This is a genomic window from Tabrizicola sp. TH137, assembly GCF_002855575.1.
In the GTDB taxonomy this organism is placed as follows: Bacteria; Pseudomonadota; Alphaproteobacteria; order Rhodobacterales; family Rhodobacteraceae; genus Paragemmobacter.
The window spans coordinates 904280-926200 of sequence record NZ_PKRQ01000002.1 but is presented as its reverse complement, the minus strand read 5'-3'; the positions used below and the strand labels follow the sequence as shown (position 1 = coordinate 926200).

At 64.9% G+C, this 21921-nt stretch carries 20 protein-coding genes; 12 read left to right on the top strand and 8 right to left on the bottom strand.

Annotated features, from left to right (window positions below; translation table 11 throughout):
• Nucleotides 1–72: 72 nt before the first annotated feature.
• The 4 genes from C0V75_RS09895 to C0V75_RS24065 all read right to left on the bottom strand — a co-directional run bounded on the left by C0V75_RS09895 (nt 73) and on the right by C0V75_RS24065 (nt 7666).
• Complete coding sequence (locus C0V75_RS09895) at nt 73–252, bottom strand: AlpA family transcriptional regulator (protein WP_101920697.1); 180 nt, start codon at nt 250–252, stop codon at nt 73–75.
• 75 nt (nt 253–327) lie between these two features.
• Nucleotides 328–1182 carry a hypothetical protein gene (locus C0V75_RS09890; RefSeq protein WP_101920696.1) on the bottom strand — a complete coding sequence of 285 codons (855 nt, stop codon included), beginning with the start codon at nt 1180–1182 and terminating at the stop codon, nt 328–330.
• A 246-nt stretch (nt 1183–1428) separates the two neighbouring features.
• Nucleotides 1429–2640 (bottom strand): site-specific integrase, encoded by a 1212-nt coding sequence (locus C0V75_RS09885; protein ID WP_101920695.1) that lies wholly within the window; start codon nt 2638–2640, stop codon nt 1429–1431.
• Nucleotides 2641–3520: 880 nt separating this feature from the next.
• Nucleotides 3521–7666, bottom strand: coding sequence for a calcium-binding protein (locus tag C0V75_RS24065; RefSeq protein ID WP_101920694.1), 4146 nt, complete (start codon nt 7664–7666; stop codon nt 3521–3523).
• 505 nt (nt 7667–8171) lie between these two features.
• Between C0V75_RS24065 and C0V75_RS09875 the strand changes: the two genes are divergently transcribed.
• The 10 genes from C0V75_RS09875 (at nt 8172) to tdh (ending at nt 18079) form a co-directional block, all read left to right on the top strand.
• Complete coding sequence (locus C0V75_RS09875) at nt 8172–9065, top strand: LytTR family DNA-binding domain-containing protein (RefSeq protein ID WP_101920693.1); 894 nt, start codon at nt 8172–8174, stop codon at nt 9063–9065.
• Between the two features lie 472 nt (nt 9066–9537).
• Complete coding sequence (locus tag C0V75_RS09870) at nt 9538–10374, top strand: isoprenylcysteine carboxylmethyltransferase family protein (RefSeq protein WP_101920692.1); 837 nt, start codon at nt 9538–9540, stop codon at nt 10372–10374.
• Nucleotides 10364–11068 (top strand): bifunctional 2-polyprenyl-6-hydroxyphenol methylase/3-demethylubiquinol 3-O-methyltransferase UbiG, encoded by a 705-nt coding sequence (ubiG, locus tag C0V75_RS09865; protein WP_101920691.1) that lies wholly within the window; start codon nt 10364–10366, stop codon nt 11066–11068. The genes C0V75_RS09870 and ubiG overlap by 11 nt, the downstream gene beginning before the upstream one ends.
• Entirely contained in the window at nt 11065–11538 is a 474-nt protein-coding gene (locus tag C0V75_RS09860) for a DUF427 domain-containing protein (protein WP_101920690.1), read from the top strand. The genes ubiG and C0V75_RS09860 overlap by 4 nt, the downstream gene beginning before the upstream one ends.
• The gene (locus tag C0V75_RS09855; protein ID WP_101920689.1) at nt 11538–12857 is read left to right on the top strand and encodes an AarF/ABC1/UbiB kinase family protein; all 1320 of its coding nucleotides are present in this window, start codon (nt 11538–11540) and stop codon (nt 12855–12857) included. The genes C0V75_RS09860 and C0V75_RS09855 overlap by 1 nt, the downstream gene beginning before the upstream one ends.
• Nucleotides 12858–13053: 196 nt before the next feature.
• Nucleotides 13054–13557 (top strand): molybdopterin-dependent oxidoreductase, encoded by a 504-nt coding sequence (locus tag C0V75_RS09850; RefSeq protein WP_101920688.1) that lies wholly within the window; start codon nt 13054–13056, stop codon nt 13555–13557.
• Nucleotides 13558–13657: 100 nt separating this feature from the next.
• Nucleotides 13658–15091 carry a YdiU family protein gene (locus tag C0V75_RS09845; protein ID WP_101920687.1) on the top strand — a complete coding sequence of 478 codons (1434 nt, stop codon included), beginning with the start codon at nt 13658–13660 and terminating at the stop codon, nt 15089–15091.
• A gap of 57 nt (nt 15092–15148) precedes the next feature.
• A complete protein-coding gene (locus tag C0V75_RS09840) occupies nt 15149–15703 on the top strand; it encodes a helix-turn-helix domain-containing protein (RefSeq protein ID WP_101920802.1) in 555 nt (184 codons plus the stop codon).
• Nucleotides 15704–15849: 146 nt separating this feature from the next.
• Nucleotides 15850–17040, top strand: a complete 1191-nt coding sequence (locus C0V75_RS09835; protein ID WP_101920686.1) for a glycine C-acetyltransferase — start codon at nt 15850–15852, stop codon at nt 17038–17040.
• A 13-nt stretch (nt 17041–17053) separates the two neighbouring features.
• The gene (gene tdh / locus C0V75_RS09830) at nt 17054–18079 is read left to right on the top strand and encodes an L-threonine 3-dehydrogenase (protein WP_101920801.1); all 1026 of its coding nucleotides are present in this window, start codon (nt 17054–17056) and stop codon (nt 18077–18079) included.
• A 94-nt stretch (nt 18080–18173) separates the two neighbouring features.
• On the opposite strand, the gene C0V75_RS09825 is transcribed toward tdh, so the two are convergent.
• Nucleotides 18174–18731, bottom strand: coding sequence for a histidine phosphatase family protein (locus C0V75_RS09825; RefSeq protein ID WP_101920685.1), 558 nt, complete (start codon nt 18729–18731; stop codon nt 18174–18176).
• A gap of 138 nt (nt 18732–18869) precedes the next feature.
• On the opposite strand from C0V75_RS09825, the gene C0V75_RS09820 reads away from it, so the two are divergent.
• Nucleotides 18870–19985, top strand: a complete 1116-nt coding sequence (locus C0V75_RS09820) for an ABC transporter ATP-binding protein (protein WP_101920684.1) — start codon at nt 18870–18872, stop codon at nt 19983–19985.
• Here C0V75_RS09820 and C0V75_RS09815 read toward each other — a convergent pair.
• The 3 genes from C0V75_RS09815 to C0V75_RS09805 all read right to left on the bottom strand — a co-directional run bounded on the left by C0V75_RS09815 (nt 19975) and on the right by C0V75_RS09805 (nt 21498).
• On the bottom strand, nt 19975–20655 hold the full coding sequence (locus C0V75_RS09815; RefSeq protein ID WP_101920683.1) for a YafY family protein: 681 nt from the start codon (nt 20653–20655) through the stop codon (nt 19975–19977). The two genes, C0V75_RS09820 and C0V75_RS09815, sit on opposite strands and share 11 nt — an antisense overlap.
• Nucleotides 20656–20686: 31 nt before the next feature.
• Nucleotides 20687–21070 carry a hypothetical protein gene (locus tag C0V75_RS09810; RefSeq protein WP_101920682.1) on the bottom strand — a complete coding sequence of 128 codons (384 nt, stop codon included), beginning with the start codon at nt 21068–21070 and terminating at the stop codon, nt 20687–20689.
• A gap of 71 nt (nt 21071–21141) precedes the next feature.
• Nucleotides 21142–21498, bottom strand: coding sequence for a YafY family protein (locus C0V75_RS09805; RefSeq protein WP_101920681.1), 357 nt, complete (start codon nt 21496–21498; stop codon nt 21142–21144).
• Nucleotides 21499–21647: 149 nt separating this feature from the next.
• On the opposite strand from C0V75_RS09805, the gene C0V75_RS09800 reads away from it, so the two are divergent.
• On the top strand, nt 21648–21902 hold the full coding sequence (locus C0V75_RS09800; RefSeq protein ID WP_101920680.1) for a twin-arginine translocase TatA/TatE family subunit: 255 nt from the start codon (nt 21648–21650) through the stop codon (nt 21900–21902).
• Nucleotides 21903–21921: the final 19 nt, after the last annotated feature.

Sequence of the window (21921 nt, the reverse complement as noted above, 5' to 3'; positions counted from 1 at the left end):
CGGCGCACAAAAAAGTCGACCCTCGCCCTATCCGATGAGCCGACTTTTCAATGATGCTAGATTGCTGCGTCGTTACGCGGGGGCGCGGGAGGCGAGCCACTCGGTGACAGCGGCCTCCGACCAAGCGACGGCTTTGGTCGTCAGCTTCACCGGGCGCGGGAAATCACCGCGGCTCATCAGCAGATAGATGGTGCTGCGGCTCAGGCCGGTCATCTCTTCGACCGCGGGGCGGCGCAGGTACTTCTGGGCCATGGTTGGTGCTCCTCTGTCAGTATTGGCTCTGCGAGGAACGCTAGCAGGGGGAAGTTGTGAGGTTGGCGGGGCTCCTCACAACTTTTTTCGGCGATGATCGTACCAGAGCCTCCGATTGGCATCGGCAGAGCTTCCGTAACCTCGCTGGTACGCAAGCCGCGTTGCTGCCGAGATATTCTTCCCTTCATTGCGAAGTTTTTCGATTTCCTTGAGCACCGCGGTGGTCGTTGGAGTCCGCTTGGTCTTGAGCTGCTGACCACTGGCCTGAGCAGCCCGCACGACCTTCATCCCGCGGATAATGTGCGGCTCAAGCAGCTTAACCTGTGCGGCGCGAGCGTGGTAACCCGCCAAGAATGCTGCATACGCAAATTCGTCAAGACACTCGAGAAGCCAATCGCGGTCCTCTTCGTTATCGAGCTGGTTGGCATAAAGGTGAGCGCTTAACTCCATCTGCTTTAGATAGTCCGCGGCCGTAGATGCATGCGCGTGAAGTGACAGGCGCGGATCGCCCTCAGTGACCTCCGCTGAGCGCAGAAACTCCGCCAACTCCTTCGTCACCTCTGCTTTTAGGACGTGCCATTGCTCGGACTCCGAGGGAGGCTCCCCCTCGATGATCGCCACAAACTCGTCGTCATGCAGTAAAACTGCGGCCCCTCTCAGATAGCCGGGCGCACGATCGGGATGAACGACGGCAAGCTGGCGTTCTGCCCCGTTCTCAACCCATTCGAACGGCACGTGCCGTCGCAGCAAGTCGTGCACGCGGCGCAGTGGCTCCACGTCGTCGTGCATAAGATGGTGGTTTACGCACCATTCCCTGACTTTGACCCAATCCCGATCCCATCGATCAAGCCATTCCGGGTCTGACCTTTCTCTCCCGGCCGAGTCGAGGTCATCCAGCCCCATCTTCTCGATCAGTTCAGGTCCCGTCATCGCATCTCCTCAATCGGCAGATTTCTGGGGTCACCTAGTAGCTTCTGGGGTGCCAGCGCGCGTGAGGGCCATTCCCCGCGAAGCTAATGGGTCGCCAGAATTTGGACGCTGCAAGGAAACGCGAAGCTTTTTTTGTCGGCCTGCCACTTGGATTGGTCCGTTTGGCTCTGCACGGTTGGTCCACGATGCGTTGCTCAATAATTCTAATGCATGGCTTGCAGCATATAACGAATAACCCGGTAGGGCCTACGCTGCGGCTGTGACGTAATCCGCCCAGTCTTGCAGGACCTTTCGACGCTCCTCCAGGAGATCAACGCGGTTATACGCTGCATCAAGATACTTCGGTTGGTGGGCCTTGATCAGGTCCGATACCTGCTTGTTGACGCCGGTCTCCGCGCACCATGACCCCAACGTGGCGCGGAACCCGTGTGTAGTAATCTCCCCAAACCGTTTCACGGCAAAGAGCATGGCGTTCTCCGACATGGGCTTGCCACGCCCGCTGTCGAAGACGAAGCCCTCCCGATTTCCGAGATCACGGAGGATCTGCAGCTTTTCCTGTGCTTGTCGCGATAGGGGTTGGCGGTGCGCTTTCCGCTTCTTCATGTTTTCAGCGGGTGTGACCCAAAGGGCGTGTTCAAAGTCAATCTGGTCCCATGTCATCTTTCTGATCTCGCTGGTGCGCTTTCCCAGGAGTAGCGCAAGCGCTATACCGACATGGGTATGGATGCCCATGCGGGGTCTATCGTGGAGCCACTGCCAGAACTCTGGGGCGCGTTCGTAGGGTAGGGCGCTAAAGTGCACGACAAGGTGCTGCTTCTTTGGCATTGAGCGTGGTGGTGGGGTAGGGTTGTCCTCGCGCAACGCATGATCGATCGCGTAGTCAAACACTCGGGCGATATTGCCTCGCACCTTGGACGCGGTAGGGTTGTGGTTGACCCATAGGTCGTGCAGGGCATCGACGATCTCGCGGCGACGAACCTCGTTAATCGGCCTACGTCCAAGCCTAGGAAAGACGTGGTCCTCCAATTGCTGAAGTACCTGACGTTTATAGGGCCCTTCGGAAAGTCCTCCCTTCAGGTGGTTCTCGTACCACTCGCGCGCGACTACCTCGAAAATCGGTGTAGCCCTATCCCCGGCCACCTTCTCTCCGCGCACGACTGCCGCCAACCGATCTGGGTCTAGAGTAAGTTTCAGGCCATTTCGGATAGATTGTACGCCGTGACCCTGATCCGCAAGGCGGACGATGACTGGCGCAACAGCACGCGCTTGGCTCGCGCTGACCTCGGGCCATGGCCCTATCGTGAATGGTGTCCGCTTGCCAGCAATCGTGGTGCGGCACAGCCAGTTTGCGGCACCAGATGCGCGGGTGTGCAGGTATAGGTTCGGCGTCCCGTCTGGTGTCAGTTTCTCGACCCTCTGGCGCGCCAGAGCCTCAATCGCTTTGTGGGTCAGTGGCATCTGTGAGCCCTGTATCGTATACCGATTGTATACCGATACGGGTCTGGCTTTCCTCGGTCAAGCGTAGAACTGCGTGGACGAAAGACAGAATAAACTGTTGATAATAATAAGTATAACGCAACCATCTTGGCAGTCCTAGGTACGCTCTGGATTAACATGTGGAGTACTCACTGTCCGCCATATGCACATGATTTGATTGAGCAAGGTTGCACCTTCGGGGCAACTGCTTGGTGCCTTTTCCTGTGGGTGAGCTGCTGTTCCTGCAAAAATGATGATTGCTGCCATCTGTCAGGCCTAAACCTAAGGCTGCCCGACCGCGTGGAAACAGACGCTCATTTTGCCGCCACCCACCCCGGGGGCAACACGCTTAGAACCTCAGGAGATTCCTTGCTTTCCCTCCTTTGCCATCCCGGATGAACGAGCGGCTCTTCGCTGCATCAAGAACGCGTCTTTGCGACCTCAGTCCACCATCTTGATGGAACGCCCAAGCTCTCGAAGTTCGTGGAACTTTCCGGCCCGAATTCGGCGGGTCTGCTACCCTCCTCGCCATCTCTTGCCATTGCTGCGCTGCACTTTGCCCTGCCTGCGGCTGGTCTCTGCCCTGTGGATGCTCCTCCGCAGGATCGGCAGATGCTCTTTGCCTGCATTGCAGCTTTGCGACATCGGCTGGAATTGCCACTGCCCTGATGCATGGCGATGAGGCTGGTCCTGGTTGTCAGAAAAAGATGCCGCCGCTGTTTCTACACAGCGACGGCATCTGGTTCTTTCGGTCGGGCAGAACCTGGCGTGACCCGGGATGATCGGACAAGCCGACCAAGATCATGTCGCGTTACGGGCCCGCATGGCACCCTTAATCTTGACGGTCCGCCCGGACCCCCACTCAGTCATACACATAGATGGTATTGGACAGGAGCAGGTCTTCAAGCGTGATGTTGTCTATCCGCACTACGTCAGAACTCGCGAGGCGCAATTCGACATGATTGCCGACTTCATGACCATAAAGCTCAAGCAGCCTTGCGACATCGCCAATATCTGCTTCGCCCCACAGCGCCTCATCGTCAACGATGCCGATCTTGTCTCCCTTTGCCAGATCGGTGATCCGGTCCGTTCCGAAATCCTCGACGAAGATGAAATGGTCTTCGCCCGCACCTCCGGTAAGGACATCATTGCCGTTCAGTCCCTGGATCTTGTCGTTCCCCGCGCCACCTGAGATCGTGTCGTTCTTTGCACTGCCGGTCAGATAGTCGCCATGCGACGATCCGATGAGTCGCTGCACGTTGCTCAGCACATCTCCTTGCGCGTCGCCGAAGACGCCTTGCCCCTGGCCAAGATGGACCATCACGCGCTCGGCAGAGTATTGATACGACACCGTGTTGATGCCTTCGCCGCCGTCGATCGTGTCGGCACCGGCGCCCCCCCGGATCACGTCATTGCCCGCGCCGCCACCTATGATGTCGTCGCCGGCGCCGCCGATAAGCGAGTCATTTCCGCCCAGGCCACCGATCGTGTCATTGCCGGCCCCGCCCAGCAACGTGTCGTTGCCGCTGCCACCGCCCAGGAAATCCCCGAAGGCCGAACCCGTGATCCTTTCGATGCCGCTGATCTTGTCCCCTTCGGCATGGCCGCCGGAAACCATCGCGGGCTCGAGGATAACAATCACCCCGCTTGTGGATCGGCTGTAGGTCAGGTGATCGTTGCCTGCGCCGCCATCGAAGACGTCCGCACCCAGACCGCTGATGAACGTATCGTCGCCGTCGCCGCCATAGAGCGTGTCATTTCCTGCGGACCCGATGAGCTGGTCATTGCCCGCCATCCCGTCGATCACATCATTGCCCGACCCGCCATCAAGCGTATCGGCCCCGGCCGATCCTTCTATCGTGTCGGCATGGCGCGACCCCGTGATGGCCGAGATATTGGTCAGCACATCTCCCATCGCCTCGCCCGCCGTGCCGGTGCCGGTGGTCAGGCTGACGCTTATGCCCGTGCTGGCAAGGCTATAGGTCACGCCGTTGACGCCTTCACCGCCGTCCAGCGTATCTGCGCCCGGCCCGCCGCGCAGGACATCGTTGCCCGCGCCGCCGGACAGGCTGTCATCGCCGTGGCCGCCCGAAAGCATGTCGTCGCCTTCGCCACCTTCAAGCAGGTCATTCCCCCAGCCGCCATACAGAGAGTCGCTTCCGGTTCCGCCGTTCAGCGCATCATTGCCCGACCCGCCGTCGAGGACATCATCGCCGCCGCCGCCATTCAGCGTGTCACGACCAAAGCCGCCCGCCAGAACATTGTCCCCGCTGGAACCGATGATCAGGTCGCCATGGGCCGAGCCAATTACGGACTGGATGTTCTTCAGCACATCCCCTTCGGCATGGCCGCCCTGTCCCACGCCTTTGGCAAGATCGGCGGTCACCCCGGCATTCGACCCCTCATAGAATGCCGTATTCGCACCCGCCCCACCATCCAGCGTATCGGCACCAAGGCTGCCCAACAGGACGTCATCGCCCGCCCCGCCATCCAGCAGATCGTTCCCCGGGGTCCCGACCAGCCTGTCCGCCCCGGTGCCGCCCAGTATTTCCCTGGTCGTGGTGTAATCCTGCACCGCCGTCGCGTTGGACGGGATGTCGATCTGCGCACGCAGCGCATCCAGTTGCGCCTCGATGTCGTTCAGGGACGTCACGTAGAACACATCGGTCCGTGTCGAGAGGACCGAAAAGTTGTTGTCGATGATGTTCGTCGTCGCCTCCACCCGGTACAGGGTTTCCGGCGCTGTCCGGACATTGTCAAAAATCGGCGTCTGGGCATAGTCGGGCCAGGAAACACCATCCACCGGCGGAACGGCCGCGCCGATGGTCACACCCGGCAGGGCCAGGTCCCCGCCAAAGGGCGCATAGTAGACCGACATGGTGATCTTGTGCAGGCCCGGAGCCAGGTCAAGGATCAGGCGCCCTTTCGGCCCTTGGACCTCATAGGTTACCCCGTCCACGGTCAGCGTTATCAGATCGTCGATATTGTGGAAGGTCAGGATCGTCTTTTCCCCAACGCCGCCCGCGCCGATATTCAGCAGGCCCGAATAGTCCACCAGGAACTCATCCGGCATCTGCCCCTGGCCGAACAAGTCCGACGGGTCCAGATCATCCGTGATGCCGCTGGCACCGTCGACCGGAACCCAGATGTCATTCTCAAACGACAGGATCTGATAAGCCATCTCCTTTGATCCCGCAGGCAGCAGATTCACCGTGACGACTTGCTTGTCAAAATCGCCATTCTGGTCGGCGATCTGGATGGTCAGTTCCCGCGTCGCACCCGTCCCGGTCGTGCGGAACACCAGATTTTCAAGGATCGTCTCGATATCTGCGGCAATCGTGTTGTGATTCAAGGCGATCTGAAGCCCGGCTTCGTCGTCGAACAAGTCCCCGACCACCCGGCCGCCGATCAGGATACTCGTTCCTTCTTCCGAGACCTCAAGGGTGATGGGCGACTCTCCGCCCCGGCGCAGTATGATGCTGTCCCCGTCCACCGCACCGCTGATGTTGATGCTGCCACCGTCAAAGCTCGCATCGCCCTTGAACGTCACATTGGCATCCAGCAGCGCCCCCGTCGTCGCCTCTGCCGCCGTCAGGTTCAGCGTATCGACCATGTCGGTCAGGGTCGGGATATAACCCACATTCAGTGCGATCGACCCGGCGGTCTTCGCCCCGCTTTGATCCGACACGCTGATCTGGATGTTCCGCGTGCCCGAGGTTTCCGTGGTGAAGAACAGGTTCTCGATCAGCGTCTCGATATCCGCCCGCGTTGTGTTGGCGTTGAAGGTAAAGGTCAGTCCCGTATCGGTGCGGGCGGTTACATTGGCGACGTCGATCATCTTCTGGTTTCGCACCACAACGACCGCACCGGTCTCCTGATTGAAACCGAAGCTAACTACGCCCTCGCGCGGACGGACATAGAGAATGTCACCCGCAATAAGCCCCGTCACCTGAAGCTGGCCGTTGTTCCACGGGCCTTCGCCGGCAAGGGTCACGTCGGGGTCGAAATAGACGCCCCTGCCCGAGGCATCAAGATAGCTGACATCCAGCGTCTGGCGCAGGTCCGAAAGAACCACCGCCGCCCCGGTGAATGTCACCTCACCGTATTGCGGAAACTCGGGCGAGGCGATGGTCACCGAAATGGTCCGGCTCGGCGTCTGCGCGTTGATCCCCGGATCGGTGGTGAAGGCTTCCAGCATCTTTTCGACATTGGCGGCCGTCGCTGTGGCGCGAAGTCTCAGCTCTCCTGTGCTGTAACTTCCCGAAGCGACTGCGACGGAGTCTACGTAAACGTCGAAAAGAGTCCCGGCATCTTGGATCACCTCAACTGTCGGATCAGCCGACCCAAGCTTGAGCATCTGGCCTGCCCATCCGCTTAGGGTCAGGACGACGTCCGTCAGCCCGCCATTCGCGTAGGCTTGCTTGAACTCTGGCGTCAGGGTGATCGCGCTGTCAAGGCGAACCCCCGTCGCGCCGAACAGCACGGTTTGGTCATCCATGTCCTGGATCAGATTGGTGGCATCCGGCTGGGCGAAGGTGACCTGCGCGCTCCCCGACAGGTCGGTCGTCCCGTCAATCGCATAGGTGATCGTGCGGCCGGAGTCGAAGTTGCTTGTCGTAAGCCGCATCGACTCCAGCAAGGTTTCGACATGGTTGACCGTCGTACTTGAATTGAAGGTGTAGGTCATCGTGGTCGGGTCATAGGTTGCCACGGTAACCGTCCCGCCAAGGATCACGAAAAAATTCTGCGAAGCGGGCATGGGACTGAAGGTCCAGAGCGATCCGCCCGCTCTGATCGTGTCACCCGACTGCGCACCTGACACCGTCAGCGTCACGCCATTCAGCGACCCTGACGCAGAGTAAGCCGAGGTGAAGGTTGTCGGCAGCGTGATGTCGCTGTCGATCGTGATCGGGCCAGAAAGCCGTTCGCCAAAGGAAACGGTCCGGGGGCCAAGGTTGCCGATGAGGTTGGGGAGGGTGGGAAAGGTCGGCGTGAACGGAAGCGTCATGGGTCACTCGTACAAGGTTGAACTGGTTATCCGGGGAGGCTGCGGCCCTGGGGGCCATCAACGATGGGCGGGTTGCCGCGAAGGGCTGGGCGCCTTAGGCGCCTATCGGGCGCAGGTCGTGTCTCATTATGCGCCTGCATCGCCAGATGCAGGACTGGATCAATCCTTCGGTCTGAGGGGCGTGTCTTCATTGCCGTCGGCCCGTTGCCTTCTGGCAGATCGGCCCGTGTTACGCCTGTCGGTGTTCTTTTATCAGTTGGGAGGCATTTACGTGCGGCAGGGCCAAGCTGTCAATGAAATGAAGGTTATCCCTCGTCGGCGGGGAATCCTGTAACTTCATGAAATAATTCACGAATTGTGAGCGTCATCATCTTTGGTGCGAATGTCATTGCGGGAAGCCAGCCTGTCTGTCACTTTCCCGCTCGTGGCACGCCTGCACCCGGATGTGCGCCGGGGCATCGCCTAGCCCGCTGGTTGTATCTGTGTCCAAGTAAGTGGTGCCCGCATGTTCCACCGCCTTGCCGACTGGCTTCTCGGCCCGCCCGAAACACGCCGCATGGTGCAGGCAAACTTCCGGTCGCGAGGGGATTTCTTGGTGGCCGGGCGGGCCTACATGACCCATCCCGTCACGCTTTATGGCTATGGCCTGCCGCTGACCATGCTCTTCGCCGGGCTGATCAAGCCCGAATTCACCGCGCTCGGCCTTCCGGAATATGTCAGCAACCTTCTCACCGCCGCCAAGGTCGGGGCCTTCTGGCTGTTCATGTGGGCGCTGCTGGGCCATGTGATGTGGGTCGCGCTGCGGCGGGGTTTCAGTGTCGTGCTGGTGGTCATCGGCCTGTGGCTGGTCGCGGTGCTGGTCTCTCAGTCGGCCACTCTCCTGCTTGTTCCCGGGGCGGACTGGAGCTGGGTCCGCATCCTGCGGCAGGCGATCATCACCGTTCCCTCCACATTGGTCGCCATCCACGCCTCTGCCCCCGCCTTGCGGGAAAGGTTGGGCTATATTCCTGAACTTGTCCCCATCTGGTGGTCGAATGTCAGTGTGCAGGTGCCTTTGCTGCTGAAACTCCCGCCCGAAAAGCGCGCCCGCATCCGCCGCATCCATGCGGCCAACCAGTATGTCGAGGTGGTGACCGACGTCGGCTCAGCCCTGGTGCGCACTTCTTTGCGCGATGCCGTGTCACTTGTCCCGGCAGAGACCGGCTGGCTTTGTCACCGTTCGCTCTGGATCCGCAAGGATGAGGTGGTCGCGCTCGCCTTCCAGCGCGGACAGCCGCAGATCACCGACCGGAATGGCGAGACCTATTCGATCAGCCGCAGTTCCGTGCCGGAAATCCGCGACTGGCTGGAGCGGACGCGGCCCGATCCGATGCTGGCGCCCGAAGGCGAGTTCGCCTGATCCCGGCCCAAAGCCTGCGGTCGGCGTGGTCTGGTTCTTTGTCGACCGCATGGCGGTTCTGCCCTGGCCGAGAACCGGTGGAACTCGGTGGGCGGCTCCGGCCCTCATGCGAGGGGGAACGCCTGCGGCCTGCGCGCGTGGGGACCATTGCAGGACCTTGCCATTCAAAGGTCAGATCGGCCACGGAGATGGCTGGTGATCGCCGAATCCCGTACACTCCCGACCTTCGGATACAAGTATGCAGCAGGTAGGGCAGGGTGTTTCCTTCTGGTGGCCACAGCCACCCGGCACCAACCCGCATTCATACCACCCACCCGGAAACGCCGCACTTTCTTCGGCACGGACATTTGACCGCAGGCCGTTGATTAAGCAGGGCCGTGCCACAGCTTTCCCGCCGGAGCAGAGAGGCAGGCGACATGCATCCCTTCACGGCAACGACCAGAGCGGAAGGCCTGAAACGGCTCTCCTTCCCATGACCCTTGATCCGCGCATCGCCCGGCTCGTCAACCTCGTGCATTGCGCACTGCATCCCCCGCCAGGGGGCGGTCGCATCGCCACGGCACTGGCCATGGGCCTTTTGTGCCATGTGATCTTTGCCGCCGCCGTGCTGGCGATGATCCTCGCGATGTTTTTCGGCATGAGCCAAAGCCTTGGGCGCCTGCCCTGGCCCTGGGCGGGCTTGGCCAATCTCTGCCTCCTCCTGCAATTTCCTCTGGCGCATTCCATGCTTCTGACCGGGCGGGGCGGCAGGTTCCTTGCCCGCATCCTGCCCGGCCCGTATGGCCGCACGCTCTCCACCACCACCTATGCGACCATCGCCTCGCTGCAACTTCTCTTCCTTTTCGCCTTCTGGACACCCAGCGGCATCATCTGGTGGCAGGCCGAAGGGGCCGTCCTCTGGGTCGTTACCCTTGCCTATGCGGGCTCATGGCTTCTCCTGATGAAGGCCAGCTTCGATGCGGGGGCCGAGGTGCAATCCGGCGCGCTGGGTTGGATGTCGCTGATGGCTCAGCGGGCCCCGGTCTTTCCCGACATGCCGGTTGCAGGCCTGTTCCGCATCATTCGCCAGCCGATCTATGCGGCCTTCGCGCTCACGCTCTGGACGGTGCCGGTCTGGACCCCAGATCAGCTCATCCTCGCCGCCACGCTCACGGCTTATTGCCTGGCCGCGCCCCGCCTCAAGGAACGCCGCTTCGCGGCCCGCTATGGCGCGCGCTTCGCGGCTTATCGGCAGGACGTGCCCTATATGCTGCCACGCCTGACCGCTTCCCGGCAGCACGCCCCGGACCGGAGGACCGATGCGCAATGACCTGACCATCTACGACGCTGTCGCTGCCCAATGGTGGTCGGATGACATCCGCTGGGTCCGCACGCTCAAGAACCTTGTCCCCGGCCGCCTTGCCTGGTTCGACCGGCATATCGACTGGCGCGGCAAGGCGGTGCTCGACCTTGGCTGTGCCGGGGGATTCATGGCCGAGGCGATGGCCCGGCGCGGGGCCGAGGTGACGGGGATAGACCCGGCAGAAGGCGCCATCGCCGCCGCTCGTGCCCATGCCGCCTCTGAAGGTCTGGCAATCCGCTACGACACCGGGGTGGGTGAGGCCTTGCCCTATGCCGATGCCTCCTTCGATACGGTGGTCTGCGTCGATGTTCTGGAACATGTCGCCGATCTGCCAAAGGTGCTGGCCGAAGTGGCGCGCGTCCTCAAGCCGGGCGGCCTGTTCCTCTTCGACACGATCAACCGCAATCCGCTGGCGCGTCTGGCCACCATCATCATCGCCGAAGACATGCTGCGCCTGCTGCCCAAGGGAACGCATGATCCGGCCCTCTTCATCCGCCCGGCCGAACTGCGCCGCGCCATGGCGGGGGCGGGTCTCGTGCCCGGTCCGATCACCGGCCTCGGCCCGCGCGGGGTGAACCGGCGCCTCGACCTGACCTTCGGGCCCTTGCCTTTGACCCTGATCCTCTACATCGGACTTGCCCGCAAACCGGTGACGCCATGACCGATCTTCCGCGCGAGAATGTGCAATCCTATCCCAGACCGCCGGACCTTCAGCCGGTGCCGCAGCGCCTGCGCGTGATGCTGGACGGCGCCATCATCGCCGAAACGCAGCGCGGCCTGCGCGTGCTGGAAACGCATCACGCCCCGACCTACTACTTCCCGCCCGAAGATGTGCATGCCACTCTGCAACCCGCCCGCGACAGCAGCTTCTGCGAATGGAAGGGGGCCGCGCGCTATTTCGACATCGTCTCGGGGTCGCGCGTCCTGCGCAAGGCGGCCTGGTCCTATCCCGCCCCGACGCCGCGCTTTGCCGCGCTGGCCGGATACATCGCCTTCTACGCTGGCCGGATGGACGAGGCCTGGGTCGGCACAACCCGCGTCACCCCGCAGCCGGGCGATTTCTACGGCGGCTGGGTCACGCCCAATCTTGACGGACAGATCAAGGGTGCCCCCGGCACGCGGCACTGGTGATGTCGGACGGCACGCGCCCCCCGTTCCACCCCGTGCCCGAAGGCCGTCTCGGCCGCCTCTTGCGTCTGGGCGGCATGACGACAGGCGTGCTGGGCAGCGCGGCGGCGGCCGGGCTGGGCCAGATGGCGCGCGGCCGGAGGCCCAGCCTCGCCGGGGCCTTCCTCACCCCCGCCATCGCGGCGCGGGTGGCGCAGGACCTTGGCCGGATGCGCGGGGCGGCGATGAAACTGGGGCAGATGCTGTCGATGGACCCCGGCCTTGTCCTGCCCGACGAGATGACCGCGCTTCTGGCCGCCCTGCGCGCCGATGCGCCGCCCATGCCGCCCAAGCAGTTACAGACCGTGCTGAATGCCGAATGGGGGCAGGGCTGGTATGGCCGCTTCCCGCGCTTCGACCTGCGGCCCTTCGCGGCGGCCTCCATCGGGCAGGTGCATCGCGCCACCGCGCCTGACGGGCGGCTGCTGGCGATCAAGGTGCAATATCCCGGCGTGCGGGCCAGCATTGACAGCGATCTCGACAATGTCGCCGCCCTTCTGCGCCTGCCGGGCCTTCTGCCGCGCGGGCTCGACCTCGCGCCGCTTTTGGCCGAGGCGCGGCGTCAGTTGCATCACGAGGCCGATTATGCCCTCGAAGCCCGCAATCTTCAGGCCTTCCGCGGCCTACTTGCCGACTCGGGGCGCTATGTCCTGCCCGAACCCGTCCCTGACCTCAGCACATCCAATGTGCTTGCCATGACCTATATCGACAGCCAGCCGATGGAGGCCCTCGCCACCGCCCCGCAAGCGCTGCGCGACCGCCTGGCCGCCGATCTGATCGACCTCTGCCTGAACGAGCTCTTCACCTTCGGCCTGATGCAGACAGATCCGAACCTGGCCAATTACCGCTTCGATCCGCAGTCGGGCCGGGTCGTGCTGCTCGATTTCGGCGCGGTGATGCCCATCGACCCCGCGTTGCAGCGCAGGTTCCGGCGGCTCTTGCGGGTGGCGCTTGGCGACGATCCCGCCGCCACGCGCGCCGCCCTGCTGGAGATCGGTTATTTCGATCCTGCCACGGCTCCGCGCCATCAGGATCTGATCCAGCAGATGTTCGAAGCGGCGATGGTCCCCCTGCGCCAGACCACCCCCTTCGATTTCGGCCGCTCGCCCCTCTTGCAGACCCTGCGCGACATGGGGCTGGGCATGGCCGGGGAACGCGATCTGGCCCATGTCCCGCCGCCCGCCACGATGTTCCTGCACCGCAAGATCGGCGGCATCTACCTGCTCGCCGCCCGGCTGGGTGCGCGGGTGGCGCTGCGCCCTCTGGTGGAACGGTTCTGCTGAAGGGCCTGCTAGCACGCCCTCCGCCCGGCCCGTCGCGCGGCCCGGCCATCCGCCGCCATGATCCGGAAAGGCGCCATGGCGAAACGGGACAACCCCGAGGCCTCGTTCCAGCCGGGCCTGCGCCGCATCTACTTCCAAAGGATAGCTGGCCGACGGATGTCAGTCGCGTAATCTGCAACCTTGGGAGGAGGGACGGATGCAGCTTGTTCGCGGAATGCTCTGTGCCGGGGCCCTCTTCCTTGCCGTTCCTGCGGAGGCAGGGCCTCTGCCCGTGCCGGAAGGCGACATCGTGCTCACCGTCACCGGCCGCATCGGTGAAACCAACGGCACCGACGCCGCCCATTTCGACCTCGCGATGCTTCAGGCGATGGGCGCCGTCCGGATCGAGACGACCACAATCTGGACCGAAGGGCCTCAGGTCTTCGAAGGCATCCCCCTCGCGCGGCTGATCGAAGAGGTGGGCGCCGATGGCAGCGTCATCGCGGCCTCTGCCCTGAATGACTACACCGTGGAAATCCCGCTCAGCGACGTGGTGCCGGATGGGCCGATCCTCGCCTTCGCCCAGAACGGCGAACCGCTCTCCGTGCGCGACAAGGGGCCGCTCTGGGTTGTCTATCCCTATGACCTGAAGGCGGATTATCAGTCCGAGGTGATCTATGCCCGCTCCATCTGGCAGGTAAAGCGGATGGAGATCCGCTGATCCCGCCGCTTGCCCCCGGTCGCCTCTGCGCCCATATCCTTGCAGTGCCGGGAAAGACCCGGCGCATGGCCGGGCCGGGGTGCCCGACGGAAGGGCCGGAATGACCATCGCCTTCGACAATAGCTGGGTTCGCGATCTGCCCGGCACCTATCTGGCGGTGCAGCCTGCGCCCGCCCCTGCGCCGCGCCTTCTGGCCTTCAACCGTGGGCTTGCCGCGATGCTCGGCCTTGATCCCGATGCGCTGGAACCCGTTGCCGCCGAAACCTTCTCCGGCAACCGCCTGCCCGCCGGGGCGGAACCCGTGGCGCAGGCCTATGCGGGCCACCAGTTCGGCGGTTTCTCCCCCCAGCTCGGCGATGGCCGCGCGCTCTTGCTGGGCGAGGTGATCGCCCCGGATGGCCGCCGCTTCGACATCCATCTCAAGGGCTCCGGCCGCACCCCCTTCGCGCGTGGCGGCGATGGCAAGGCCGCCGTCGGCCCGATGCTCCGCGAATACCTGATGGGCGAGGCGATGGCGGCGCTGGGCATCCCCACCACCCGAGCGCTGGCCGTCGTCGCGACCGGCGCCCCGGTCCTTCGTGAAACGCAGCTTCCGGGTGCCGTCCTCGCCCGCGTCGCGTCCAGCCACATCCGCGTGGGCAGCTTCCAGTTCTTCGCCGCCCGCGGCGACCATGCGCAGGTCAGGCGGCTGGCCGATTACACCATCGCCCGCCACGACCCCGATCTTGCGGGGGCGGAAAACCCCTATCTTGCTTTGTTCGACGCCGTCATCGCCCGTCAGGCCCGGCTCATCGCGCAATGGATGGGTGTGGGCTTCATCCACGGGGTGATGAATACCGACAACATGGCCCTGTCGGGCGAAACCATCGACTACGGCCCCTGCGCCTTCATGGAAAGTTACGCCCCCGGCACCGTCTTTTCCTCGATCGACCATGGCGGTCGCTACGCCTATGCAAATCAGCCCCTGATCCTCGGCTGGAACCTTGCCCGTCTGGCCGAGGCGCTGCTGCCCCTTTTCGACCCCGATCAGGATCGCGCCGTGGACAAGGCCAATATCGCGCTCGAAGGCATCGCCGCGCGCTACCGCGCCGAATGGGTGGCGGTGATGCGCGGCAAGCTGGGCCTTGCGGGGGCCGAGGAGGGCGACGGCGCGCTGGCCGATGGCTTGCTCGCGGCGATGGAAGGGCAGGGGGCCGACTGGACCCTGACCTTCCGGCGTCTCGCCGATGCCGTTGGCGGCGATGCCACCAGCCTCGCGCCGCTTTTCGGCAATCCGACAAAGCTTTACGATTGGCTGCCCCGCTGGCAGGCGCGCCTTGCCCCCGATGCCGCCGCCCGCATCCGTGCGGCCAACCCCGCCGTCATCCCGCGCAACCACAAGGTCGAAGAGGCGCTCGCCGCCGCCACTGCAGGCGACATGGCCCCTTTCCACGCCCTGATGGAAGCCATAACCCACCCCTATGACGAGGCCGAGGCCTATATGCTGCCCGCCCCCCAGGGCTTCGGCCCTCACGTCACCTTCTGCGGAACCTGACCCCCGCGCACCAAAGCCACGTTGACGCAAGCCCCGCTGCGCGCCATCGTCTGCGGCATGAATCCGCGTTCCGACATCCATGACCGTCTGGCCGCTTCGCTGCGCGAGGCGCGCAAGGCGCGCGGCCTCTCGCTCGATGCGGTGGCGAAACTCTCCGGCGTCTCGCGGTCGATGGTCAGCCAGATCGAACGCGGCGAAAGCTCGCCCACCGTTGCCACGCTCTGGAACCTGACGCAGGCGCTTCAGGTGGATTTCGCGGGCCTTCTCGAAGGCCGCCCCGCGCCGGGGATCGAAATCACCCGCGCCAGCGCCGCCCCTGTCATCGCCCGCAGCCCCGGCGTGCGCATCCGCATCCTCTCCCCCGCCGAGGCGGTGGGGGAACATGAGGTCTATGACCTCGCCTTCGAACCCGGCGCGACGCTGGTCTCCGACGCCCACTCCCCGGGCTGCCGCGAACATCTGACGGTGGTGGAGGGCGCGCTCTCCGTCCAGTCCGGCGAGGATGCCGAAGACCTTGGCCCCGGCGATACCGCCCGTTACGCCGCCGACCGCCCCCATGCCATTCGCGCAGGCGGCAAGGCGCGGGCGATCCTGATCGTGCAGGGGTCCTGACCGGACGGCGTGGCGCGGGTGGCACCGGCGCAGGTGAGTATTTGGGCCAAGATGAAGGGTGTTTCCGTTTTCGCGGAGATCATTCCGTGATATTGACATAGGGGCGCGCCCTGCGGTAAATCCGCCAAAACGGAAGGATATCCGCCATGTCGGACAAAACGGCCTTTCTTTCCCACCTGACCACGGTGCTTCAGGGCATTGACCGCGACGGGCTGATGAAGCGCGAACGCCTCATCACCGGCCCGCAGGGCGCGCGGGTGGACATGGGCGGGCGGCGGATGCTGAACCTCTGCGCCAACAACTATCTTGGCCTCGCCGATGACCCGCGCCTTGTCGCGGCGGCCGAGGCGGCGATGCAGGATCACGGCTATGGCATGGCCAGCGTCCGCTTCATCTGCGGCACGCAGGATATCCACCGCACCTTGGAAACCCGCCTCGCCCGCTTCCTCGGCACCGAGGACAGCATCCTCTTCGCGGCCTGTTTCGATGCCAATGGCGGGTTGTTCGAACCGCTCCTCGGCCCCGAGGACGCCGTCATCTCTGACGCGCTGAACCATGCCAGCATCATCGACGGCATCCGCCTCTGCAAGGCGCGCCGCTACCGCTATGCCAATTCCGACATGGCCGATCTCGAGGCACAGCTTGTGAAGGCCCGCGAAGACGGCGCGCGCTTCATCCTGATCGCCACCGATGGCGTCTTTTCCATGGATGGCTACCTCGCGAAACTGCCGGAAATCACGGCGCTTGCAGAACGTCACGGCGCGCTGGTGATGGTGGACGATTGCCACGCCACGGGCTTCATGGGCCCGAAAGGGCAGGGGACACCCGCCCATTTCGGGGTGCAGGTGGATATCCTGACCGGCACGCTGGGCAAGGCGCTGGGCGGCGCGCTGGGCGGCTATATCGCGGGTCCGCAGCCCGTGATCGACCTCCTCCGCCAGCGTGCGCGGCCCTACCTCTTCTCCAATGCCCTGCCGCCCGCCGTGGTGGGCGCGGCCCTCGCCGCGCTCGACATCGTCCAAGGCGCCGATGACCTGCGCGCGCAACTCTTCGCCAATGCATCCTACTGGCGCGCCGGCCTCACCGCCGCAGGCTTCCGCCTTCTGCCGGGCGAACATCCCATCGTGCCTGTCATGCTGGGCGAGGCGAAACTGGCCCAAGCCATGGCGGCGGAACTCGCCACGCGCGGGGTCCATGTGGCGGGGTTCTTCTTCCCCGTCGTGCCGCAGGGACAGGCGCGCATCCGCACGCAGATGAACGCGCGGCTGACACAAGACGATCTGGATTTCGGGCTGGAGGCTTTCACCGCCGCCGGTCGCGCCGTGGGGGTGATCTGACATGACCAATGAAATGAAGGCGCTGGTGAAGGCCCGCCCCGAGCCGGGTCTCTGGATGGAAACCCGCCCCGTGCCCGAGATCGGCCCCGATGACGTGCTCATCCGCATCCGCAAGACCGGCATCTGCGGCACCGACATCCATATCTGGAACTGGGATGACTGGGCCGCGCGCACCGTGCCCGTCCCCCTCGTGACGGGCCACGAATTCGCGGGCGAGATCGTGGAGATCGGCCGCAATGTCGAAGGCCTGACCATCGGCCAGCGCTGCTCGGGCGAAGGCCACTTGATCGGCCGCCAGTCGCGCCAGTCGCGCGCCGGGAAATTCCACCTCGACCCCGCCACGCGCGGCATCGGCGTCAACGAACAGGGCGCCTTCGCCCAATACCTGCGCCTGCCCGCCTTCAACGTCGTCCCCCTGCCGGACGCGATAGATGACGAAATCGGCGCGATCCTCGACCCGCTCGGCAATGCCGTCCACACCGCCCTCTCCTTCGATCTGGTGGGCGAGGATGTGCTGATCACCGGCGCAGGCCCCATCGGCATCATGGCCGCCGCCGTCGCCCGCCATGTGGGCGCGCGCCATGTCGTCATCACCGACGTCAACCCCGCGCGGCTGGAGCTTGCCGCGCAGGTGGCCGATGTCACCCCCGTCGATGTGACGAAGGAACATCTCGCCGACGTCAAGGCGCGGCTGAAGATGACCGAAGGCTTCGACGTGGGGATGGAGATGAGCGGCAATCAGGCCGCGCTCGACCAGATGGTGGAGGCGATGGTCATGGGCGGCCGCATCGCCATGCTGGGCATCCCCCCCGGCAAAAGCCCCGTGGACTGGAGCCGGATCGTCTTCAAGGCCATCACCATCAAGGGCGTCTATGGCCGCGAGATATTCGAGACCTGGTACAAGATGATCGCCATGCTGGAAAACGGCCTCGATGTCCGCAAGGTGATTACCCATCGCTTCAAGGTGGATGATTTCCGCGACGGCTTCATGGCGATGAAATCGGGCCTGTCCGGCAAGGTCGTGCTGGACTGGACCTGACAGCACTCTTTGGCAGGCGGCGCAGGGGGCGTTCCGCCCCTCGGCCTTCGGCCTCACCCCCTGAGAGTATTTCTCGCCAAGATGAAGACCGGGGTCAGGGCAGGGGCAAAGGTTCCGCTTTTCCTGTGTCGATATCATAAAGCACCGCCGCGCCCGAGGCGACGGTCTGCCCCGTGACGGCCGTGATCACCACCTGATGCGTCACCATGACCGTCAGCCCTGCCTCTGCTCCCTCCGGCAGGGTAGCAAGCCGTTCGGTCAAGAGGTCCAGCGTGGGCTGGCGGGCGTCAGGGTTGCCGAAGAAGGAATTCAGCCCCGGCTCCTCCACCACCGCGCCAAGGTCGAGCAGCTCCGCCGTGTCCCGCGCCCGGCACCATTGCGAGGTCATCACCCCGGCGATCCGCAGCCCGCTGTCCCGCAAGGCCTCCCCGATGCCGCGCGCCTGACTGCGCCCCTCGTCCGACAGGTTCCGCTGCGATGCGCAGTCGCCCAGCCGGAACCCGGCCGGATCGCCCGTTCCGGGGGCCAGCGCATGGCGCAGGAAGATCACATCCGCGCCGATCCCTTCGGCCAGCGCCACGGCCCCCGGCCCCTCCGCCCGCGCGGGCAGGGCAAGGAGCAGGGCCAGCAGGGCAAGCCGGACTTGACGCATGGATATCCTCCCTCTCTGTCTCCGTTCCAGATAGGGCGCAGACCGCGCCCTTTCGATCACGAATGGGTCAGCCCGCGCCGCTTGCCCCGCCGCGCCCGGCCTGCTAGGGACAATCCCGATCAATTTGCTTGGGAACCCATGCCCACCCCCCAGACCCCCCATCACCCCCCCCGACCGGACTCTCCCCGTCTTGAAGTGACGGGTCTGATCCGGGCCTTCGGCGGGCGGCCCGTGGTGGATGACGTCTCGCTCACCGTGGCGGCAGGGCAGGTGACCTGCCTCCTCGGCCCCTCAGGCTGCGGCAAATCCACCACGCTGCGCATGATCGCGGGGGTGGAGCGCCCGGATCGGGGCACGATCCGCATCGACGGGCAAGAGGTCTGTGGCCCCACGCTCTCCCTCCCGCCCGAGGCGCGCTCCGTCGGACTGATGTTCCAGGACTTCGCGCTGTTCCCTCATCTCAGCGTCGCGCAGAACGTGGCCTTCGGCCTGACGGGCGACAAGGCCGCCAAGGCGGCCCGCGTGGGCGAACTGCTGGAACGGGTCAACCTCGCCGGCTATGGCGACAAGCACCCGCATCAGCTTTCGGGCGGCGAACAGCAGCGCGTGGCCCTTGCCCGCGCGCTTGCCCCCCGGCCGCGCGTCATGCTGATGGATGAACCCTTCTCCGGCCTCGACAACCGCCTGCGCGACGGTATCCGCGACGCCACCCTAGACCTCCTCAAGGAAGAAGGCACCGCCGTCCTGCTGGTGACCCACGAACCCGACGAGGCGATGCGCATGGCCGACGAGATCGCGCTGATGCGCGGCGGGCGGATCGTCCAGCGCGGCGCGCCCTACAACATCTATAACGCCCCCGCCGACAAGGCGGCGGCGGCGTTCTTCTCCGACATCAACGTGATCCGCGGCACCTCGCGCGGGGCGCTGACCGACACGCCCTTCGGTGCCTTCCTCACCCCCGGCCATGCCGATGGCGGCGAGGTGGAGATCGTCATCCGTCCCCAGCATCTGAAGATCGACTTCGATCGCGGCGGGCGCGGGCCGAACCCCACCGTGGCCGATGGCACCCCCGCCCGCGGCGTGGTGCAGCGCGCCCGCTATCTGGGCCGGGAGTCGCTGGTCGAATTCCGGATGGACCATGACGGGTCGATCCTCACCGCCTCCGTCCCCGGCGTCTTCCTGCCCAAGGCGGGCACCGCGCTCTGGCTGATGATCCGGCGCGACCGTTGCTTCGTCTTCCCCGTCAGCCGCTGATCCCTGCCTTTTCCCGCCAGGCCGCCAGATCGCGCCCGGCCTCGGGCGGCACCACCCGGCCCGTGTCGCGCATCTCCACGATCCGATCCACCCGGAAACTGCGGAAATCCCCGCGCGCCTCGCACCATGTGGCCAGCGTCCAGACCCGCCCCCAGAATTCCAGCACGAGCGGCCGCACCGCCCGCACCGTCTCGCGGCCTGCGCCATCGGCATAGGCGATTTCCAGCACCGCCCCCAGGCGGATCGCGCGCCGCAGGTCCGGCAGATGCCGGGCTGCAGCCAGCGCTTCCGCCCCCGGAAAGATCCAGACCGGCGGATCGGTACGCCCGGCGCGTGAGGCGGGCAGGGCGGCCATGATCTTGCCCGACAGCCGCGCCGCCGCCCCCGCCATCCCCGGATCAGCCCCTTCCGACAGCAGGCGCAGCGCCAGCGCCAGCGCCTCCGTCTCATCCTCGGTCAGGGTCAGGGGCGGCAGGGTGATCGGCTCGCGCAGAATATAGCCCACGCCCCGTTCCCCCTCCACCGGCAGGCCGCTGGCGATCAGCGTCGCCATGTCCCGCCACAGCGTGCGGGTGGAGACCTCCAGCCGCTCCGCCATGTCGCGGGCGGTGTGCAGCCGCCCGTCGCGCAGGATCTGGATCAGGTCGAAAAGGCGGTCTGTGCGGCGCATGGGGGCAGGGTGGCGGGGCCGGGCGATCAGGTCAATCCATCGCGAAGCTCAGCACGTCATGCCGCATCACGACGCTTGCCCCGTCAATCAGCGCCATGAACGGGCCGAAGGCGGGCTCTGCCATCATCGCCTCCGCCGCCCTCTGGGCCGAGGCCGCATCGCGCCATTCCACCCAGTCGGTCCATTGCCCATCCGCCCCCAGCACCAGTCGGCGGCGCAGGAAACCGGGCTGCCCCCGCAAGGGCTGCTCCGTCGCGCGGGCGGCGGTGATGAAAACGGCAGGGTCCGTGCCGGGCACAAGGCGAAAGGTCACCACCTCGACGCATGGCGCTGCCGCGCCGCGCGCCGTATCGGCGGGGGCCAGGCTGGGGGCCAAGGCAAAGGCCAGGGCAAGGGTCAGGATCGGGCGCATCATGTCTCTCCTTCGACAAATCAGGGTGCGCCCTGTCTGGCAGGGTCCAACTGACAACACCCTGTCAGCAGCCCTCACCCCTCCGGCTCGATCCCCGCCTGGGGCATCAGCGTCGCCACCTTCGTCAGCAGGTTCCGCGCCGCCCGCGCCCGCGGATTGGCGTCATCCTCCGCCACATGGCGCAGCCCTTCCACCAGCGCCTCCATCTCGTCATGGCTCATCAGGGTGGGGGGCAGCATCAGGGGCGACCGCAGGATGTATCCCAGCCCCCGCTCCCCCTCTACCGGCAGGCCGGTGCGCGCCATCATCTCCATGTCGCGCCAGATGGTTCGGGTCGATACCCCCACCGCCCGCGCCAGTTCCGCCGCCGTATGCAGCCGCCCGTCACGCAGGATCTGGATCAGGTCATAGATGCGGTCGTCGCGTTTCATCGGGAAAGGTCCAAGGGGCAACTGACAAAATACTGTCAGTAGAGCGTCACGAAAACCCCCTTTCCCCTTTGATGCCGCCCGCGGCTGGCCCTATTCATCACCCTCAGACACGGGTCGGGCCGGGATCGGCCCTTGGAATGGAGCGGACCATGTTCAACAATATCGGGCCGATGGGCCTTATCCTGATCGCCATCGTCGTGCTTGTGCTGTTCGGGCGCGGCAAGGTTTCCTCGCTCATGGGCGAGGTGGGCAAAGGCATCACCGCCTTCAAGAAGGGCGTCAACGATGGCAAGGCCGAACTGGAGGCCGATGCCTCCGAAGTGGCGCGCGACGTGACGCCGCCCGCCGCCGCTCCGGCGGCTGCCCCCGCCGCGGCCCCCGCCGCCGACAAGGACAGGGCCTGAACGCCGCGCATTTGAACGG